Origin of the sequence: Bacillus sp. FSL R5-0709 (assembly GCF_038004785.1) — a bacterium.
Classification (GTDB): domain Bacteria; phylum Bacillota; class Bacilli; order Bacillales; family Bacillaceae_G; genus Bacillus_A; species Bacillus_A mycoides.
Genome location: NZ_JBBORT010000001.1, coordinates 5,062,379 through 5,080,912 on the forward strand (window position 1 = coordinate 5,062,379; position 18,534 = coordinate 5,080,912).

The following is an 18,534-nucleotide window of genomic DNA, read 5'->3' on the forward strand; positions in this document are numbered from 1 at the left end:
AAATGTATGGCTGAGTAGTTGCGAATTTTTCATACAAAAAATAGAGTAAGGCTTATGCCTTACTCCATCTCTGCAAATACCATGCGATCTTTTCCATTAATATCAAATACAACTTCAACTTGAGCGCGCGGGAAAGTTTGCTGTAATAATGCTTTCACATCTTCACCTTGCCCTACACCAATTTCAAACGCCACAATCGCCTTGTTCTGTAATACATTCGGCAATTCCTCCATAAAACGACGATAGAAATCTAGTCCATCTTCCCCACCAACAAGCGCACGCTTCGGCTCATGCTCCTTCACAACAGTAGAAAGACCACGCCAATCTTCCTCTGGTATGTACGGAGGATTGGAAACAACAACATCTAACTTCTGACCTGTTTCATAAAACGGAGACAGTAAATCGCCGTGATAGAATGTTACATCCGCCCCTAAAGTTTTTGCATTTTCTTTTGCAACTTCAATCGACTCCTGTGCGATATCTACTGTATACACATGAAGATTTTTATTTTCTAAAGCGAGCGTAATAGAAATCGCTCCACTACCTGTTCCAATATCCGCTATGTGAAGCTCCTCATTACCGAAATGGCGCTCAATTCTCTCTAGTACTCCAACTATAAGTTCCTCTGTTTCCGGTCTTGGTATCAATACCTCTTCATTTACAAAGAATGATCGGCCATAAAACATTTCATAACCGAGCATATATTGGATCGGAATACCTTCTACATGCTTGTGGATAAATTCTGCAAAACTTTCCTCTTGTTCCACAGTTATTTCTTCACGCATATTCATGAGCATTCCGGTTCTGTTCGTCTTTAATACATGACAAAGGACAATTTCTCCCGCATTTTCATCTCGTCCATTTTCCTGTAAAAAAGAAGAAGCCCATTTCAGGGCTTCATAGACACGCATTACTCAGCTGCCTCCATCTTTTGCGCCTGATCTTCCATCACTAAGGCATTGATGAAATCATCTAACTTACCTTGTAGGATTTGATCTAGCTTTTGAATCGTTAAACCGATTCGATGGTCTGTAACACGGTTTTGCGGGAAGTTATACGTACGAATACGCTCTGAACGATCTCCCGTACCAACAGCTTGTTTACGGTTTTGATCATACTCAGCTTGCGCTTCTTGTCTAAATTTATCATAAACACGTGCGCGTAATACTTTCATCGCTTTTTCTTTATTCTTAATTTGTGATTTCTCATCCTGACAAGATACAACTACACCAGTCGGTAAATGCGTTAAACGTACCGCTGACATCGTTGTATTAACGCTTTGTCCACCAGGACCACTAGAAGCAAACGTATCAACACGAACATCTTTTTCATGAATATTAATTTCTACTTCTTCTGCCTCTGGTAGTACAGCTACAGTTGCTGTAGATGTATGAATACGTCCGCCAGATTCCGTTTCAGGAACACGTTGTACACGGTGAGCACCATTCTCGAATTTCAGCTTCGCGAAAGCACCTTTACCGTTAATCATAAAGATAATCTCTTTATATCCGCCTAACTCTGTATAGCTCGCTTCGATAATTTCAGTTTTCCAACCTTGCACCTCAGCATAACGGCTATACATACGATATAAATCACCAGCAAATAAAGCTGCCTCGTCACCACCAGCAGCGCCACGAACCTCAACGATAACGTTTTTATCATCATTAGGGTCTTTTGGAACAAGTAAAATTTTCAGACGTTCTGATAATGTTTTCTCTTGTCCTTCTAATTCAGAAACCTCTTCTTTTACCATATCACGCATATCAGCGTCTAACTTATCTTCTAACATTGCTTTTGCATCTCGTAATTGCTCACGAACATCTTTATACTCACGGTACACCTCTACCGTGTCCTGAATATCAGATTGCTCTTTTGAATACTCACGAAGCTTATTTGTATCGCTAATAACCTCTGGGTCACTTAACAACTCATTCAACTTCTCATAACGATCTTCTACAGCTTGCAAACGATCTAACACACCATTCACCTCTACATCCTAGTATCTAATACAAATAGTATATGGTACTTAATCAAAAAAACGCAAATTATATTTAAAAGCGTAAGCGGCTTGCTCAGGATCGCAGGACATTGGAACTCTCGACCTTGAAGCGCTTTTTGCTTCGAGCGAGAGAGTGAAATGGCCGGAGATTCTAGCCGCTGAAGCTAGATAATATTTAAAGCGCAAGCGGCTCGCTCAGAATGGGAGGAGGTTGGAGCTTCTGACAGAGAGGCGCTCTTTGCCTCGCAGGAAGAAGCGAAACCACCGACCATTCTAGCCGCTGGAGCTAGATAATATTTAAAAGCGCAAGCGGCTCGCTCAGCTCTGACTGGCTAAGGTTCTCTCGCACAAAAGGTGCTTTTCACCTTGAGTAGCGGCGGTTCTTAGACACGAAGAGCTTGCCACCAATCTTCATCTATTTTCGAAAAAAACCCGCTCTACATAGCGAGTTTCACTTATCTTTGTTTTGTAGGTACTGCATGACAATGACGACAACGTGGTTCATACGATTCTGAAGCCCCAACTAAAATAATTGGATCATCAAATGCCGCTGGTTCTCCATCGATTAAACGTTGCGTACGACTTGCAGGAGATCCACATTCAGAACAAACTGCCTGCAATTTAGTTACATGTTCAGCAATCGCCATCAGCTGAGGAACTTGTCCAAATGGTAGACCACGGAAATCTTGGTCTAATCCAGCTACAATGACACGATAGCCACGATTTGCCAATACTTGCACCACTTCCACAATGTCCCCATCAAAAAATTGTACCTCATCGATTGCAATAACATCCATTTCTTCTGTTACATGGTTAAATATATCTTTTGAAGCTGAAACAGGAACTGCTTTAACCTTTAATCCATTATGTGATACAACATCTTCTTCACTATAACGATTATCAATACATGGTTTAAATACAATCGCATGTTGTTTCGCAAATTGTGTACGGCGTATACGGCGGATGAGCTCTTCTGATTTCCCAGAAAACATACTCCCGCAAATCACTTCAATCCAACCATTTTGATTCATTAAGTACATTGAGCTCTCCTTTCATCTACTTTCCTAATCCAAAGTAGGGTAAAGGTTTAATATTTTCGCAAAAAAAACAGACAAGCGAATACATACACTTGCCTGTTTTATGTTCTTTATTACTTGATGCCGTATTTCTTATTGAAGCGGTCAACACGTCCGTCTGCAGTAGCAAACTTCTGACGTCCAGTGTAGAATGGGTGAGAATCAGAACTGATCTCAATTTTTAGTAATGGATAAGTGTTACCATCTTCCCACTCAACAGTTTCGCTAGAGCCTTTTGTAGACCCGCTTAAGAATTTGAAGCCAGTGTTCGTGTCCATAAATACAACTTTATTGTAATTTGGATGGATTCCTGCTTTCATTCTTTTCATCTCCTTCCGCCCTGAATCATTTTCGAAACAGAGTTTTTCATCTTCAGCTGCTTACACAACTATATTGATGAAACACATATGATGAAATTATAACAAGGCTAACTCCATTTTGCAACTACCTGTTTTTGTCTTTTTAAAATTAAAAGTGGAGGCGGCTCGCTCAGCTCTGACTGGCTAAGGTTCTCTCGCACAAAAGGTGCTTTTTACCTTGAGTGCGTGAGGTTCTTAGACACGAAGAGCTAGCCGCCGGAACTGGATATCAATTAAAAGCACAAGCGGCTCGTTCAGAATCCAGGTCACTTCAAGCTCTCGACCAAGAAGCGCTTTTTGCTTCGACCGAGAGAGCGAAATGGCCGGAGATTCTAGCCGCTGGAGCTGGATAGCACCTAAAAGTGGAGGCGGCTCGCTCAGCTCTGACTGGCTAAGGTTCTCTCGCACAAAAGGTGCTTTTTACCTTGAGTAGCGGAGGTTCTTAGACACGAAGAGCTAGCCGCCGGAACTGGATATCAATTAAAAGCGCAAGCGGCTCGTTTAGAATCGCAGGACACTTCAAGCTCTCAATCCAAATATGATTCCCATCTCAAAAAACAAATTTTTCCATATATTACTCTCTCTAATATTCCCTTAAAAACATAAAAAACTCGCTTACTACGAAATAAGCGAGTCCCCATCTTTTCCCTTTACTTAGTGGTTACATACCTTTTTGAGTCTGCAACAATGTTTTGTAAAAATTCTTCATTTGTCTTTGTTTGACGAAGTTTACGTAAGAAGCCTTCAACAAAGTCTGGTGTATCACGCATTGTTTTACGAATACCCCACAGCTTGTCTAAATGTTCTTTCGGAATTAATAGGTCTTCTTTACGCGTACCAGAGCGACGAATATCAATCGCTGGGAAGATACGGCGCTCAGCTAATGAGCGATCTAAGTGAAGTTCCATATTTCCAGTTCCTTTAAACTCCTCGTAAATTACATCATCCATACGAGACCCTGTATCAACAAGCGCTGTTGCTAAAATCGTTAGGCTACCGCCCTCTTCGATATTACGCGCAGCCCCAAAGAAACGCTTCGGTCTATGAAAAGCAGCAGGATCAATACCACCCGATAAGGTTCTACCACTTGGCGGAATAACAAGGTTGTAAGCACGCGCTAAACGGGTAATACTATCCATTAAAATGACAACGTCCCTTTTATGTTCTACAAGACGCATTGCACGCTCTAATACAAGCTCCGCTACTTTAATATGATTCTCTGGCACTTCATCAAAAGTAGAACTTACAACATCACCTTTAACAGAACGTTCAATATCTGTTACTTCCTCTGGACGCTCATCAATTAAAAGTACAATTAATTCTGCTTCCGGATGATTTGTTGTGACACTGTGTGCAATTTCTTTTAACAGACTTGTTTTACCAGCCTTTGGAGGCGCAACAATTAAACCACGTTGTCCAAATCCAACTGGTGCGATTAAATCCATGATGCGTGTCGGTAACTTTTTCGTTTCCGTCTCCAATTTCATTTGGCGATCTGGGTATAACGGTGTTAATGCAGGGAAATGTACACGCTCTTTTGCTGAGTCTGGATCATCTCCATTTACAGCTTCAACTTGTAGCAATCCAAAATAGCGCTCATTTTCTTTCGGAGGTCGTACTTTACCAGAAACCTTATCTCCATTACGTAAATCGAAACGACGAATTTGCGAAGCCGAGATATAAATATCTTCTGAGCTTGGAGAATAATTGATAGGACGTAAGAATCCAAATCCTTCTGATTGAATAATTTCTAATACGCCTTCCATGAAAAAGAAACCTTCTTTTTCTGCTCGAGCTTTTAAGATAGAGAAGATTAGCTCTTTTTTCGTTAACTTGCTGTAATACGAAATCTTAAATTCCTTCGCAAGCTCGTATAACTCTTTTAATTTCATGTTTTCTAATGCTGCAATTGACAAATTCATTCAGACACCACACTTTAACTTTATTCTCTTTTCACATGGGTAAAGGGAAAAATACGGAAGGCAAATAAATAATAATGAAAGGCAATAAGTTCAAGTAGGATAATATTCACTATTGTAACCCTTTTATCTAGTTTTAATCAATACGTTGAAACACAAATACAAGAAGCGAAGACAAGAAAATTTGTCTTCGCCTTTTCATATTTCTTTCTTTTTTCTACTCACCTGATTTTAAGGCAGAATAGATAAGGCATTTCTGCTTTTATTTAATCCAGTTCCAGCGGCTAGAATGGTCGGTGGTTTCGCTTCTTCCTGCGAGGCAAAAAGCGCCTCTTCGTCAGGAGTTTGAAGTGTCCTGCGATTCTAAACGAGCCGCTTACGCTTTTTATTTAATAACCAAATTCGGTTTTTTATTTAAGCTATGGCGGCCGTCTACGAAGCGTACTGTGCCTGATTTTGCACGCATAACAAGGGATTGTGTTGTTCCGACGCTACCTTTAAATTGAACGCCTCGTAATAGTTCTCCGTCTGTTACACCTGTTGCTGCAAAGATTGCATCGTCACCTTTTACTAAGTCTTCCATACGAAGGATACGATTGATATCTTCAATACCCATTCTTTTACAACGAGCTAGTTCAGCTTCGTTTTGAGGTAAGAGCTTCCCGTGAATTTCTCCACCTAAGCATTTTAATGCGACCGCAGCTAATACACCTTCAGGTGCTCCACCAGAACCGAATAGAATATCTACACCAGTACGGTCAAATGCTGTATTGATTGCTCCAGCTACATCTCCATCGTTAATTAATTTAATACGAGCACCAGCTTTACGAATTTCTTCGATAATTGCTTGATGACGTGGACGGTTTAAAACTGTCGCTACAACATCTTCGATATCTTTATTTTTCGCTTTCGCAACTGCACGTAAGTTGTCGATAATAGGTGCGTCAATATCAACTGCACCAACTGCTTCTGGACCAACCGCTATTTTATCCATGTACATGTCAGGAGCATGTAACAAATTGCCGTGATCTGCAATTGCAATAACAGCAAGCGCATTCCAGCCGCCAGCCGCTACGATATTTGTCCCTTCTAAAGGATCAACTGCAACGTCTACGCGTGGTCCATATCCTGTACCCAATTTTTCTCCGATATATAGCATTGGCGCTTCATCCATTTCACCTTCGCCAATTACAACTGTACCTTTCATCGGAATTGTATCAAATACATCACGCATAGCTGATGTTGCTGCACCATCTGCCTCATCTTTTTTTCCGCGCCCCATCCAACGCGCTGATGATAATGCTGCAGCCTCTGTTACACGTACTAACTCCATAGATAAACTTCTTTCCACTATAATCCCTCTCCTTTAAGTCTTTATATTTCTGCCGTATTTTGTGAACCTTGTTTTTCTATAAAGTGTACTTCCGTTAGTAGTGATTCTTCGCTCCCCATTAACGGAAGTATCACCACCTTATCCCGATTGGTGAGGGTTAATAATCGGCTTGGGATACCCCATACTGATTAAAGTTTCACTTTATGCATTCTTCATTTCTTCAATTTCTTGCTTTGTCATTTGTTCTCGCCAAATGTTTGCACCAAGCCCTTTAAGCTTGTCTACTATATTTTCGTAACCTCGATCAATATGATCAAGTCCCGTTACTTCTGTAATGCCATCTGCCATTAAACCCGCAATAACAAGGGACGCACCAGCTCGTAGGTCACTCGCTTTCACCTTCGCACCTTGCAATAAAACCGGTCCAGTCACAATTGCTGAACGGCCTTCTACTTTAATTTGCGCGTTCATACGGCGCAATTCATCAATATGCTTGAAACGTGCACTGTAAATTGTATCAGTTACAACTCCTGTTCCATGCGCTTTTGTTAAAAGCGTTGTAAACGGCTGTTGTAAATCCGTTGGAAACCCTGGATATACAAGCGTTTTTACATCAACTACTTTTAACCTTCTATTGCCGTTCACTGTAATTTGGTCATCGTTCGTTTCAATTTGAACACCAGCTTCTCTTAGCTTCGCAGTAACGGATTCTAAATGCTGAGGAATAACATTATCAACTGTTACTTCTCCTCCTGACGCAGCCCCTAAAATCATATACGTACCAGCTTCAATACGGTCTGGAATAATAGTGTGGTGACAACCGTGCAGTGAATCCACACCATCAATTCGGATTACGTCTGTACCAGCACCTTTAATACGTGCTCCCATACTCGTTAACAATGTAGCTACATCAATAATCTCTGGTTCTTTCGCTGCATTTTCAATAACAGTTCTACCTTTCGCTCGTACAGCCGCTAGCATAATATTAATCGTAGCTCCTACACTAACAACATCTAAATAAATACGTGCCCCACGTAGTTCGTCTGCTCTTAAATAAATGGCACCTTGTTCATTTGTAACATATGCCCCTAACGCTTCAAACCCTTTAATATGCTGATCAATCGGTCGTGGCCCTAAATGACATCCACCTGGAAGCCCAATAACAGCTTTTTTAAAACGGCCAAGCATTGCACCCATTAAATAATAAGAGGCGCGCAATTTTTTCACTTTTCCATTTGGTAAAGGCATCGCAACCATGTTAGAAGGATCGACTACCATCTCTTCTTCCTGCCCATAAGTTACTTTCCCTCCAATTTCCTCTAGTAAGTCTCCTAACATTTTCACGTCCGAAATATTAGGAACACCGCCAATAGTTACTGGAGTATCTGCTAAAATTGTCGCTGGAATTAGTGCAACAGCACTGTTCTTTGCACCACTCACACGAATCGTTCCATTTAAAGCTCTTCCGCCTTCAATTAGCAACTTTTCCATATTGAGCTCCCTTCTTGTGAATGTATTTATCTTCTACTTCTTTATAAGAAGTAGAAGATTCCCCCTTAAGAATCTCAATCACTCTTTCCATCCTGAAACTCAATAAGTAGAAAACCATCACCTGTAGCTCCCCTGCTGTACAAATAGATGAAGATTAACTATTCATCGAATCAAATTACTCAATTCAGATACTTACCACATTTATTAATAGGACTATGCACATTATTTTCTATATTTGCAAACCAAAAATTCACTTTATAAAATCTTTAGACTTGTTCGCGCTTTCATTATACAACGAAAGGAAACCGTCTAAAAGACTAGACGGTTTCCAAAACGGAATTTTATTCTTACGCTTTACCGTTAGAACCGAACTCACGCATTTTACCAGCAACAGTTGCTTTGATAGCGTCGCGGCCAGGTCCAATATATTTACGAGGATCGTAAACTTCTTGGTCTTTGTTTAATGCTTCACGAACAGCTTTTGTAAACTCAATTTGGTTCTCAGTGTTTACGTTAATTTTTGAAGTACCTAGAGAAATAGCTTTTACGATATCAGCAGTTGGGATACCAGTACCACCGTGTAATACTAAAGGTACGCCAGTGAAGTCACGAACTTGTTCCATTTCAGCGAATCCTAAGTTAGGCTCACCTTTGTAAGGACCGTGTACAGAACCTAAAGCTGGAGCTAGGCAATCGATACCTGTTGCTTCAACAAGGTGCTTACACTCTGCTGGATCAGCGTAAATTACGCCTTCAGCGATGATGTCGTCTTCTTGTCCGCCAACTGTTCCAAGCTCAGCTTCAACAGATACGTTACGAGCGTGTGCGTATTCTACCACTTTTTTAGTAGTTTCAACGTTTTCATCGAATGGGTGGTGAGAAGCGTCGATCATTACAGATGTGAAACCTGCATCAATTGCTTCTTTACATTTTTCGAAGCTTGAACCATGGTCAAGGTGAATCGCTACAGGAACAGAAATGTTCATTTCTTCGATTAAAGCTTTAACCATAGCTACAACTGTTTTGAAACCAGTCATATGACGAGCTGCACCCTCAGATACACCTAAGATTACAGGAGATTTTTCTTCTTCCGCAGCAGCTAAGATAGCTTGAGTCCACTCTAAGTTGTTCATGTTGAATTGACCAACTGCGTATTTTCCTTCTAGTGCTGTGTTTAGCATTTCTTTCATAGAAACTAAAGGCATGGTGAATCCTCCTAAAAAACGTTTTTTGTATCCGATAAATTCTTATCGCTGGTAGTATGACCAGAATAAGGTAAAATATGTATATTTACATACCGGACTTCTTTCTACACTCAATAGGATAACAACTTGTACTCAAAAACTCAACTGTATTCACCTGCTCAATAGTCCATGTAAACGCTTTTTTCCATATTTTTTATAAAAAATTCATTTTTTACGCCTCTACAGCAAGCTGATCTCTCACTGCTTGACGAATCTCATCAATATCAAACGGTTTAGCAAAGTGCATTAAAGCTCCTAAATCTTTCGCTTCTTGAATCATATCCAATTCTCCATAAGCAGTCATTAAAATCACTTTAATACTCTCATCAATTTCTTTTACATGTTTTAAAATCTCTATACCATCCATACCTGGGATTTTCATATCTAACACTACTAAATCCGGATTATCTTTTTTCACGATATCTAAAGCTTGAAATCCATTCGCTGCTTGGAACGTCTGATAACCTTCTTTTTGGAACACTTCATGCAATAAAACACGAATGCCATATTGATCATCAACGATTAAAATTTTCCCTTCCATAACTCCCAACCTTTCTGTGTAAGTACAAGATTTAAAGCTTCTTATATCTTATCGGTTTATTTTCGCTACTCTTTGCCAAATCCCTTCCTATTCTTTCTTATTTTACCGTTTCCTATTTTGTTATGCCACCCTACTATTTCCCCTTTCCAAAAAAAATAAGCTATAATGAGAACCAGCTAACACGAAAGAAAGGAGCAACAACATGTTAAAAATTTTCTCGACTCAATTAAGTGGATATTTCTCCCGAATTTCTCAAAAAGAGGAAATGAATATAGAAGATAGCGCTCGTCTACTTGCCCAGGCGTTAGTTGGCGACGGCTTCATTTACTTGCATGGTACAAACGAAATGGAAGGTATTGTTTCAGAAGCATTATTTGGCGCCGAACCAATGAAACAAGCAAAACGTTTAATAGAAAACGGTGAACCGGCGGCAGTGACTTCTGCGGACCGCGTACTTCTTATTAGTCGTTTTTCGACAGATGAAGAAATTATAAAAACCGCGAAAAAACTTCATGAAGAAGGCCAATCTATCGTTGGAATCTCGGCTATTCAAGAAGGTGTTGAATCACTGGAACAATATACAGATGTACATATTGATACAAAGCTGTTAAAAGGTCTTATTCCAGATGATGAAGGTAACCGCTATGGGTTCCCAAGTTTAATTATAGCTTTATTTGCTTATCACGGATTGAAATTTACAATTGATGAAATGTTAAACGAATATTAAAAAAAGCGCCCTATTTCAGGCGCTTTTTTTTATTACTTGCTCTCTTTATTCGTAATAGAAGCACTTACGAAGTCATGGAACAATGGTTGTGGACGGTTTGGACGAGATACAAGTTCTGGATGGAACTGTGCTGCCACGAACCAAGGGTGATCTTGTAATTCAATAATTTCCACTAGACGACCGTCTGGGCTTGTACCAGAGAATACAAATCCTGCTTTTTCCATATCTGGACGGAATTGATTGTTGAACTCATAACGATGACGATGACGCTCATATACAACCGGCTCATTGTAAGCATTGTAAGCATTTGTTTCTTCAGCAAGCTTACATGGGTATAGACCAAGACGAAGTGTACCACCTAAATCTTCTACATCTTTTTGTTCTGGTAATAAATCGATAATTGCATAAGGTGTGTCAGGATTAATTTCAGAAGAGTTAGCTCCTTCTAATCCTAATACGTTACGTGCAAATTCGATTGATGCAAGTTGCATACCTAGGCAAATTCCTAAGAATGGAACTTTGTTTTCACGAGCATATTGAATTGCAACGATTTTACCTTCTACACCACGATCGCCGAAGCCACCTGGTACAAGGATACCATCTGTGTCGCCAACTAATTCTTTTACGTTCTCTGCTGTTACGTGCTCAGCATTTACCCATTTCACTTCTACATCTGTGTCGAATGAATAACCTGCATGACGAAGCGCTTCTACAACAGAAATGTATGCATCTTGAAGCTCTACGTATTTACCAACAAGAGCGATTTTTGTTTTCTTAGAAAGGTTACGTACTTTATTAACTAGCGCAGTCCAATCTGTCATATCTGCAGCTGGATTGTCTAACTTCAAGTGATCACAAACGATTTGGTCCATGTTTTGTTCTTGAAGAGATAATGGAACCGCATATAAAGTATCTGCATCGCGTGCTTCGATAACTGCTTTTGTATCGATGTCACAGAATAATGCAAGCTTGTCTTTCATGTCCTGAGAAACAGGTAGTTCTGTACGAACAACGATAATATTTGGTTGAATACCTAAGCTGCGAAGCTCTTTAACGCTATGTTGCGTTGGTTTTGTTTTCATTTCACCCGCTGCTTTTAAGTACGGGATTAACGTACAGTGAATGTACATTACATTGTCACGACCGATGTCGCTCTTAATTTGACGAATTGCTTCTAAGAATGGTAAAGACTCGATATCACCAACAGTTCCACCGATTTCTGTAATAACAACGTCGGCATTTGTTTCGCGACCAGAACGATATACACGTTCTTTAATTTCGTTAGTAATGTGAGGAATAACTTGAACTGTTCCTCCTAAATATTCACCACGACGCTCTTTTTGAAGAACTGAAGAGTAAATTTTACCTGTTGTTACGTTGCTGTATTTGTTTAAGTTGATGTCGATAAAACGCTCATAGTGACCTAGGTCTAAGTCCGTTTCTGCACCATCATCTGTTACGAATACCTCACCGTGTTGGTAGGGGCTCATAGTCCCTGGGTCTACGTTAATGTATGGATCAAACTTTTGAATAGTTACGTTTAAACCACGATTCTTTAAAAGTCTTCCAAGAGATGCTGCTGTAATACCTTTACCTAAAGACGATACTACACCGCCTGTTACAAAAATATACTTAGTCATGAAAATACTCCCTTCTACTTCGTTGTTATATAATCACCGTTGCAAAGCGCAACGTATGTAGATAACACTGTATCTATCTTATTGTTAGGCTCTTTTTATTTTCTAAACAAAAAACAAAAAAGAAAATTGCTCCCCTCATCACATAAAGTAATAAGTAGGGAGCAATTTTCTTTTATATTTACACTTTAAAAGTATTATCGTCTTTTTTTAAAGAGCCCAAAAATGATTCTACATGGACGATAATGAAAAGTCAAGAACTACCGCTCTTCCTCTTCTTCTTCTTCAGTTTCATCATACTCAAGTTCTTCTTCTGCGAAGTCTTCATTATCTTCTTCTAAATCATCAAGATCATCATCTTCATCGTCTGCGTCTTCGTCTTCAAGAACTTTGTCCAAATCTACTACATCTTCTTCTACTTCTTCTGCTTCTTCTTCTTCTACATCATCTTCTTCAATGTAGTCGTCAAAACCGTCTTCTTCAACTTTGCGTTTCTTCTTCGGTTTTGGCTGAGGCAGAATTTCTTCATCAATTTGCTCATATGGGTACCAGCTACGTAGCCCCCAACGATTTTCTCCTAAATTAATGAAACGTCCATCGATGTTTAAATCTGTATAAAATTGTGCGAGTTTCGTATTAACTTGCCCTTGAGATAGTCCCAGCACTTGAGCGATTTCTTGAACCAACTCGTTGAATGTCGTTGCTTGTCTTTTATTCCCTAAAACACTATGTACAACTTCAATCATTGAACATTCTTTTAGCTCTTCTGGTGAATATTGCTTAAAACCCACTTATGCGGCACTTCCTTTCTTCAAATATAAGCTTATATATAACGGTCTGCTTAAAAAAATCCATACTATTCATTATAAACAAAAGTCGCACAAATATGCTACAAAAAAAACGGGAAACTTTTATCCCGCTATTTACGGGCAATAAAATTATAATTTGTCCATTCTTTATTTCGGAGACATATGTGCTCCTTGCAGTACATACCTAATTTGCATTTCTGTATATTCTTCGAGAGTATACAGTTTTTGCAGGGCCCAACGTCTAAATCCCCACATTTGTCCTTGTATGAAAATATTATGTGCAAGAAGCTGTATTTCCTTTTTATTTAGTGTAAATGTCCCATTTTCCGTACACTGCTCTAAAATATCCTCAAACATCCCGACCATTTGAAACTCTTTTTCTAATACATATGGGAGTGATTCTTTCGGTAAAAAACGTACCTCTTGATACATAATTAATACTTCTTCTTGCAATTCATCCATCACTTTAAAATAATTCATTATCGCTATCTTTAAGCTTTCTATACTTCCCTTCTCTGTACACACTACTTCCTCTAACCGCTCTTTTACATGCTCATAAATACTATCACAAACTAAATATAATACATCATCTTTTGTGCGAATATACTCATAAAGTGTTCCGATACTAAATCCAGCCGCTTTCGCAATTTCTCTCGTTGTTGTACGCGGGAATCCTTTTTGCTTAAACAGCTGCACCGCACCTTTAATCATTTGTTCACGTCTTAACGCAACTAATTTTTCATCTTTCACTGACGCATGTACATTATGTTTAACCATCCCTTCACCTCTCTCTATTATTTTTGGAAGTAAAAAGCGTAGGAAAATACCTACGCTTTTGTTCCTACTTCGTTAACATACGAGAAATTACAAGCCTTTGAATCTCTTGTGTTCCCTCATATATTTGTGTAATCTTTGCATCGCGCATATAACGCTCTACTGGATAATCTTTCGTATAACCATAACCACCAAATACTTGTACCGCTTCAGTCGTTACCTTCATCGCTGTATCACCTGCAAATACTTTTGACATCGCTGACTCTTTCCCATACGGAAGCCCTTCAGATTCAAGCCAAGCCGCTTGATATGTTAAAAGACGCGCTGCCTCTACATCCGTTGCCATATCTGCAAGTTTAAAGCCAATTCCTTGTTGCGCCGCAATTGGCTTCCCAAACTGATGACGTTCTCTTGCATATTCTACAGAAGCATCTAAAGCGGATTGTGCAATACCGACTGCTTGTGCCGCAATACCATTACGGCCACCATCTAATGTCTGCATCGCAACTTTAAATCCTTGGCCCTCTTCCCCTAGTAAATTCTCTACAGGAATACGGCAGTCTTCAAATATAATTTCAGTTGTTGGCGAAGAACGAATTCCTAGCTTGCTTTCCTTCTTCCCAACCGAAAATCCTAGCGTATCACTCTCCACAATAAATGCACTCGTGCCGCGCTGCTTCGAATCAGGATCTGTTAATGCAAAAACAACATAAATATCAGCAATACCGCCATTTGTAATAAAAATTTTCGAACCATTTAAAATGTAATGGTCTCCATCTCGTTTTGCAGTCGTCCTCATTCCACCAGCATCTGATCCAGAGCTTGGTTCTGTTAAGCCATATGCACCAATTTTCTTCCCTTCAGCCATTGGGCGCAAAAACTTTTGTTTTTGCTCTTCCGTTCCAAATTTAAAAATTGGCCATCCAGCAAGTGAAGTATGTGCAGACAACGTTACACCTGTAGAAGCACAAACGCGGGATAATTCTTCAACGGCAATTACATACGCCAAGTAATCGCTTCCAATTCCGCCGTATTCTTCAGGCCACGGAATACCGGTTAAACCAAGCTCTGCCATTTGATCGAATAAAGCGCGATCAAATCGCTCTTCCTCATCACGCTCTGCTGCTGTCGGTGCTACTTCATTCCTTGCAAAATCCCGAACCATTTTTCTTATCATTTCATGTTCTTCTGATAATTTAAAATGCATTCCCGTCTCCCCCTCTGCCTTTTTATAAAGCTCGACTAATTACAAGCTTTTGTATTTCGCTCGTTCCTTCATATATTTGCGTGATCTTCGCATCACGGAAAAATCTTTCTACTGGATAATCTTTCGTATAACCGTAACCGCCAAATACTTGCACCGCTTCAATCGCAACTTCAACAGCCGTCTTAGAAGCAAATAATTTCGCAATAGAAGCTTCTTTACCGCATGGTAACCCTTGTGCTCTTAGCGATGCCGCTCTGTATACAAGTAATCGCGCTGCTTCTACGCTAGTCGCCATATCTGCAAGTTTGAATCCGATTCCTTGCTGCACCGCAATTGGCTTGCCGAATTGCTCGCGCTCTTTCGCATAATCAATCGCACATGCAAGCGCCGCTTCCGCGATTCCTAATGCCTGCGCTCCGATCCCAATTCGCCCAACATCTAAATTCGCCATTGCCACCTTAAATCCTTGTCCTTCTTCACCAAGTAAATTCTCGGCCGGCACTTTCATATCTTCAAACGTAAGTTGCACTGTACGAGAACCAAGAAGACCCATCTTATGCTCATCTTTTCCAATGATTAAGCCTGGTGTATCTTTCTCTACTATAAATGCTGAAATCCCGCTTTTCCCCGCATCTGGATTTGTAGACGCGAAGACGATATATGTACTTGCTTCACCACCATTTGTAATAAAGACTTTCGATCCATTAATGATGTAGTGATCGTCTTTCTTTACAGCTCTTGATTTCAAACTACCTGCATCTGATCCTGCATTCGGTTCTGTTAGAGCAAATGCGCCTAAATATTCACCAGTCGCCAATTTAGAAACATATTTCTGCTTCTGTTCTTCTGTTCCGAAGTATAAAATCGGATTCATTCCAACTGACGTATGTACAGCTAAAATTACACCAACCGTTGCACTTACCTTTGAAATTTCCTCAATTGCTAGAATGTAAGAAATAAAATCCATTTCTGCCCCGCCATATTTTGCAGGCGCTGGAATCCCCATTAGTCCAAGCTCACCCATCTTTTGCAAAATCTCTTTCGGGAACACCCCTTGTTCCATACTAGGAACAAAGGGAGCTATTTCCTTCTGTGCAAAATCTCGAACCATTTTCCTCATCATTTGTTGCTCTTCAGTAAAGTGAAAATTCATGTACTTCGCCTCCGTTTGCTATATATCTTTTTAACAATCTGGTAAGACCACTACTTCAATAAAGGGAGGCCTTTATTCGTAAACGTAGAAACCACGACCCGTTTTACGTCCTAACCATCCTGCATTCACATACTTACGTAATAATGGACATGGGCGATATTTACTATCTCCTAATCCTTCATGCAACACTTCCATAATGTATAAACATGTATCTAAACCGATAAAGTCAGCTAACGTAAGAGGTCCCATCGGATGATTCATACCGAGTTTCATTACTTCATCAATCGCTTCTTTCGTCGCTACTCCTTCGTATAACGTATAAATCGCTTCGTTAATCATCGGTAATAAAATACGGTTCGATACAAACCCTGGGAAATCATTTACTTCAACTGGCACTTTCCCGATTTTTTTCGTAATATCCTCAATCGTTTCGTACACTGCATCATCTGTAGCTAAACCACGAATAATTTCAACGAGTTTCATAACTGGAACTGGATTCATAAAGTGCATGCCGATTACTTTCTCAGGACGTTTCGTTACCGCTGCAATTTCCGTAATTGGTAACGATGACGTATTCGTCGCTAAAATTGCGTGTTCTGGAGCGATTTCATCTAAATTCGCAAAAATTTTCTTTTTAATATCCATTTTTTCAACAGCTGCTTCAATAATAAGATCAGCTTCTTTGACACTATTTAAATCGAGAGTCCATGTAAGACGATTTAAAGTCGCATCTTTCTCTTCTTCCTTCATACGGCCTTTTTCTACTTGGCGGGCTAAATTTTTTGAAATAACAGCTAGCCCTCTATCTAATTGCTCTTGCTTTAAATCTTGCACTTTCACATCATAGCCTGCCATTGCACATACTTGTGCGATACCTGAACCCATTTGCCCTGCACCAATTACAACAATCTTTTGTACACTCATTTTTTCTTCCCCCTTAATTGTTAATAAACTATATATCTTCTAATCTTAATTAGTGAACTTCAATCATCACTGCATCACCTTGACCGCCACCGCTACAAATAGAAGCAATTCCAATTCCGCCGCCGCGCTGCTTCAGTGCATGGATAAGTGTAACGATAATACGTGCTCCGCTCGCTCCAATTGGATGCCCCATTGCTACAGCACCGCCATTTACATTCAATTTTTCCGGATCGATCCCTGCGATTTCTGTACTTGCAATTGCTACAGCCGCAAATGCCTCATTGATTTCAAATAGATCTATGTCTTCAATTGTCTTACCTGTCTTTTTCAGCAATTCATTAATTGCATAACCTGGCGTTCTTGGGAAATCCTTCGATTCTACCGCAATCGCCGTATGCGCCAAAATTGTCGCTAATGGTTTTCTTCCTTCTTGCTTCGCTCTGTCCTCGCTCATTAATACAAGTGCAGCACCGCCATCATTTAGTCCCGGAGCATTACCTGCTGTCACCGCTGACGTCTTATCAAATACAGGCTTTAATTTCGCTAATTTTTCAATCGTTGTATCCGCGCGTGGTGCCTCATCCTTAGCCACGACGATAGGATCGCCTTTTCTTTGCTGAATTGTTACTGGTACAATCTCCTCTTCAAAACGCCCTTCTTTATGTGCCGAAACCGCACGTTGATGGCTACGATATGCCCATTCATCTTGTGCTTCGCGAGAGATTCCATCTTCCTTCGCAACTTCTCCGCCATAAACACCCATGTGTATACCTGAAAATGCGCATGTTAAACCGTCTGCAACGTTTAAATCAATAACTTCGTTGTTACCCATTCTGTATCCCCATCTTGCCCCTCGTAAAATGTAAGGGCTGTTACTCATCGATTCCATTCCACCAGCTACAATCAGTGATTGATCACCAGTACGAATAATTTGATCTGCTAACGTAACTGCGCGAAGCCCTGATGCACAAACTTTATTTATTGTTTCTGTCTGCACTTCCCAAGGAATGCCGGCCGCTCTTGCTGCTTGGCGTGATGGAATTTGTCCTTGCCCTCCTTGGATAACCGTTCCAAATATAACTTCTTCAACATCACTAGCGGAAACATTCGCCCTTTCAAGCGCTGCCTTAATTGCGATTCCTCCAAGCTCTGTTGCTTTCACGTCTTTTAAAGTTCCTCCAAATTTTCCAACCGGTGTTCTTGCAGCACTTAAAATAACTGTTTTACTCATGTTTCTTTCCCCCATTTCTTTTTTTAGCACCGAGCGCTCGCTCGGTATCCTTGCGCCTAGAAGAGGTGCAATTATTGCACCTCTTTCTAAATTTAAATGCATTCCTACAA

Annotated in this window: 17 protein-coding genes; 1 reads left to right on the forward strand and 16 read right to left on the reverse strand. The window is 40.1% G+C overall.

Going from position 1 to position 18,534, the window contains the following annotated elements; all coding sequences use genetic code 11:
• Window positions 1-59: 59 nt before the first annotated feature.
• The 9 genes from prmC to spo0F form a co-directional block, all read right to left on the reverse strand.
• A complete protein-coding gene (gene prmC, locus MKX37_RS26120; protein WP_078421793.1) occupies window positions 60-911 on the reverse strand; it encodes a peptide chain release factor N(5)-glutamine methyltransferase in 852 nt (283 codons plus the stop codon).
• On the reverse strand, window positions 911-1,978 hold the full coding sequence (gene prfA / locus MKX37_RS26125; RefSeq protein WP_002113060.1) for a peptide chain release factor 1: 1,068 nt from the start codon (window positions 1,976-1,978) through the stop codon (window positions 911-913). The genes prmC and prfA overlap by 1 nt, the downstream gene beginning before the upstream one ends.
• A 476-nt stretch (window positions 1,979-2,454) precedes the next feature.
• Window positions 2,455-3,039 (reverse strand): thymidine kinase, encoded by a 585-nt coding sequence (locus MKX37_RS26130; RefSeq protein WP_002016305.1) that lies wholly within the window; start codon window positions 3,037-3,039, stop codon window positions 2,455-2,457.
• Window positions 3,040-3,149: 110 nt separating this feature from the next.
• Window positions 3,150-3,395, reverse strand: a complete 246-nt coding sequence (locus tag MKX37_RS26135) for a type B 50S ribosomal protein L31 (protein WP_000643447.1) — start codon at window positions 3,393-3,395, stop codon at window positions 3,150-3,152.
• 689 nt (window positions 3,396-4,084) lie between these two features.
• Entirely contained in the window at window positions 4,085-5,356 is a 1,272-nt protein-coding gene (rho, locus tag MKX37_RS26140; RefSeq protein ID WP_002016308.1) for a transcription termination factor Rho, read from the reverse strand.
• Between the two features lie 382 nt (window positions 5,357-5,738).
• Complete coding sequence (gene glpX / locus MKX37_RS26145) at window positions 5,739-6,704, reverse strand: class II fructose-bisphosphatase (RefSeq protein ID WP_002016310.1); 966 nt, start codon at window positions 6,702-6,704, stop codon at window positions 5,739-5,741.
• Between the two features lie 183 nt (window positions 6,705-6,887).
• Entirely contained in the window at window positions 6,888-8,177 is a 1,290-nt protein-coding gene (gene murA / locus MKX37_RS26150) for a UDP-N-acetylglucosamine 1-carboxyvinyltransferase (RefSeq protein WP_002034893.1), read from the reverse strand.
• Between the two features lie 347 nt (window positions 8,178-8,524).
• Window positions 8,525-9,382: a class II fructose-bisphosphate aldolase gene (locus MKX37_RS26155; protein ID WP_002016312.1), complete on the reverse strand. Its 858-nt coding sequence runs from the start codon at window positions 9,380-9,382 to the stop codon at window positions 8,525-8,527.
• A gap of 211 nt (window positions 9,383-9,593) precedes the next feature.
• Window positions 9,594-9,962: a sporulation initiation phosphotransferase Spo0F gene (spo0F, locus tag MKX37_RS26160; RefSeq protein WP_000398592.1), complete on the reverse strand. Its 369-nt coding sequence runs from the start codon at window positions 9,960-9,962 to the stop codon at window positions 9,594-9,596.
• A 202-nt stretch (window positions 9,963-10,164) separates the two neighbouring features.
• Here spo0F and MKX37_RS26165 point away from each other — a divergent pair, with 202 nt between their 5' ends.
• Window positions 10,165-10,689: a DUF2529 domain-containing protein gene (locus MKX37_RS26165; protein ID WP_002143880.1), complete on the forward strand. Its 525-nt coding sequence runs from the start codon at window positions 10,165-10,167 to the stop codon at window positions 10,687-10,689.
• Between the two features lie 32 nt (window positions 10,690-10,721).
• Here MKX37_RS26165 and pyrG read toward each other — a convergent pair whose 3' ends face one another.
• The 7 genes from pyrG to MKX37_RS26200 form a co-directional block, all read right to left on the reverse strand.
• Complete coding sequence (pyrG, locus tag MKX37_RS26170; protein ID WP_002016314.1) at window positions 10,722-12,329, reverse strand: CTP synthase; 1,608 nt, start codon at window positions 12,327-12,329, stop codon at window positions 10,722-10,724.
• Window positions 12,330-12,586: 257 nt separating this feature from the next.
• Window positions 12,587-13,117 (reverse strand): DNA-directed RNA polymerase subunit delta, encoded by a 531-nt coding sequence (gene rpoE, locus MKX37_RS26175; RefSeq protein WP_002016316.1) that lies wholly within the window; start codon window positions 13,115-13,117, stop codon window positions 12,587-12,589.
• Between the two features lie 165 nt (window positions 13,118-13,282).
• Window positions 13,283-13,912 carry a TetR/AcrR family transcriptional regulator gene (locus tag MKX37_RS26180; RefSeq protein WP_002034889.1) on the reverse strand — a complete coding sequence of 210 codons (630 nt, stop codon included), beginning with the start codon at window positions 13,910-13,912 and terminating at the stop codon, window positions 13,283-13,285.
• Window positions 13,913-13,976: 64 nt separating this feature from the next.
• Window positions 13,977-15,116 (reverse strand): acyl-CoA dehydrogenase AcdA, encoded by a 1,140-nt coding sequence (gene acdA, locus MKX37_RS26185; protein WP_002016320.1) that lies wholly within the window; start codon window positions 15,114-15,116, stop codon window positions 13,977-13,979.
• Between the two features lie 22 nt (window positions 15,117-15,138).
• Entirely contained in the window at window positions 15,139-16,269 is a 1,131-nt protein-coding gene (locus MKX37_RS26190) for an acyl-CoA dehydrogenase (protein ID WP_078421792.1), read from the reverse strand.
• Window positions 16,270-16,341: 72 nt separating this feature from the next.
• The gene (locus tag MKX37_RS26195) at window positions 16,342-17,193 is read right to left on the reverse strand and encodes a 3-hydroxybutyryl-CoA dehydrogenase (RefSeq protein ID WP_002016322.1); all 852 of its coding nucleotides are present in this window, start codon (window positions 17,191-17,193) and stop codon (window positions 16,342-16,344) included.
• Window positions 17,194-17,242: 49 nt separating this feature from the next.
• Window positions 17,243-18,526, reverse strand: coding sequence for an acetyl-CoA C-acetyltransferase (locus MKX37_RS26200; protein ID WP_078421791.1), 1,284 nt, complete (start codon window positions 18,524-18,526; stop codon window positions 17,243-17,245).
• Window positions 18,527-18,534: the final 8 nt, after the last annotated feature.

Bases quoted from the DNA above. Each gene is read 5' to 3' on its own strand.
- MKX37_RS26190 (WP_078421792.1), bottom strand. From the start codon at position 16,269: ATGAATTTTCACTTTACTGAAGAGCAACAAATGATGAGGAAAATGGTT.
- acdA (WP_002016320.1), bottom strand. From the start codon at position 15,116: ATGCATTTTAAATTATCAGAAGAACATGAAATGATAAGAAAAATGGTT.
- spo0F (WP_000398592.1), bottom strand. From the start codon at position 9,962: ATGGAAGGGAAAATTTTAATCGTTGATGATCAATATGGCATTCGTGTT.
- MKX37_RS26180 (WP_002034889.1), bottom strand. From the start codon at position 13,912: ATGGTTAAACATAATGTACATGCGTCAGTGAAAGATGAAAAATTAGTT.
- rho (WP_002016308.1), bottom strand. From the start codon at position 5,356: ATGAATTTGTCAATTGCAGCATTAGAAAACATGAAATTAAAAGAGTTA.
- MKX37_RS26135 (WP_000643447.1), bottom strand. From the start codon at position 3,395: ATGAAAGCAGGAATCCATCCAAATTACAATAAAGTTGTATTTATGGAC.
- MKX37_RS26195 (WP_002016322.1), bottom strand. From the start codon at position 17,193: ATGAGTGTACAAAAGATTGTTGTAATTGGTGCAGGGCAAATGGGTTCA.
- MKX37_RS26155 (WP_002016312.1), bottom strand. From the start codon at position 9,382: ATGCCTTTAGTTTCTATGAAAGAAATGCTAAACACAGCACTAGAAGGA.
- pyrG (WP_002016314.1), bottom strand. From the start codon at position 12,329: ATGACTAAGTATATTTTTGTAACAGGCGGTGTAGTATCGTCTTTAGGT.
- murA (WP_002034893.1), bottom strand. From the start codon at position 8,177: ATGGAAAAGTTGCTAATTGAAGGCGGAAGAGCTTTAAATGGAACGATT.
- MKX37_RS26130 (WP_002016305.1), bottom strand. From the start codon at position 3,039: ATGTACTTAATGAATCAAAATGGTTGGATTGAAGTGATTTGCGGGAGT.
- MKX37_RS26165 (WP_002143880.1), top strand. From the start codon at position 10,165: ATGTTAAAAATTTTCTCGACTCAATTAAGTGGATATTTCTCCCGAATT.
- prmC (WP_078421793.1), bottom strand. From the start codon at position 911: ATGCGTGTCTATGAAGCCCTGAAATGGGCTTCTTCTTTTTTACAGGAA.
- MKX37_RS26200 (WP_078421791.1), bottom strand. From the start codon at position 18,526: ATGCATTTAAATTTAGAAAGAGGTGCAATAATTGCACCTCTTCTAGGC.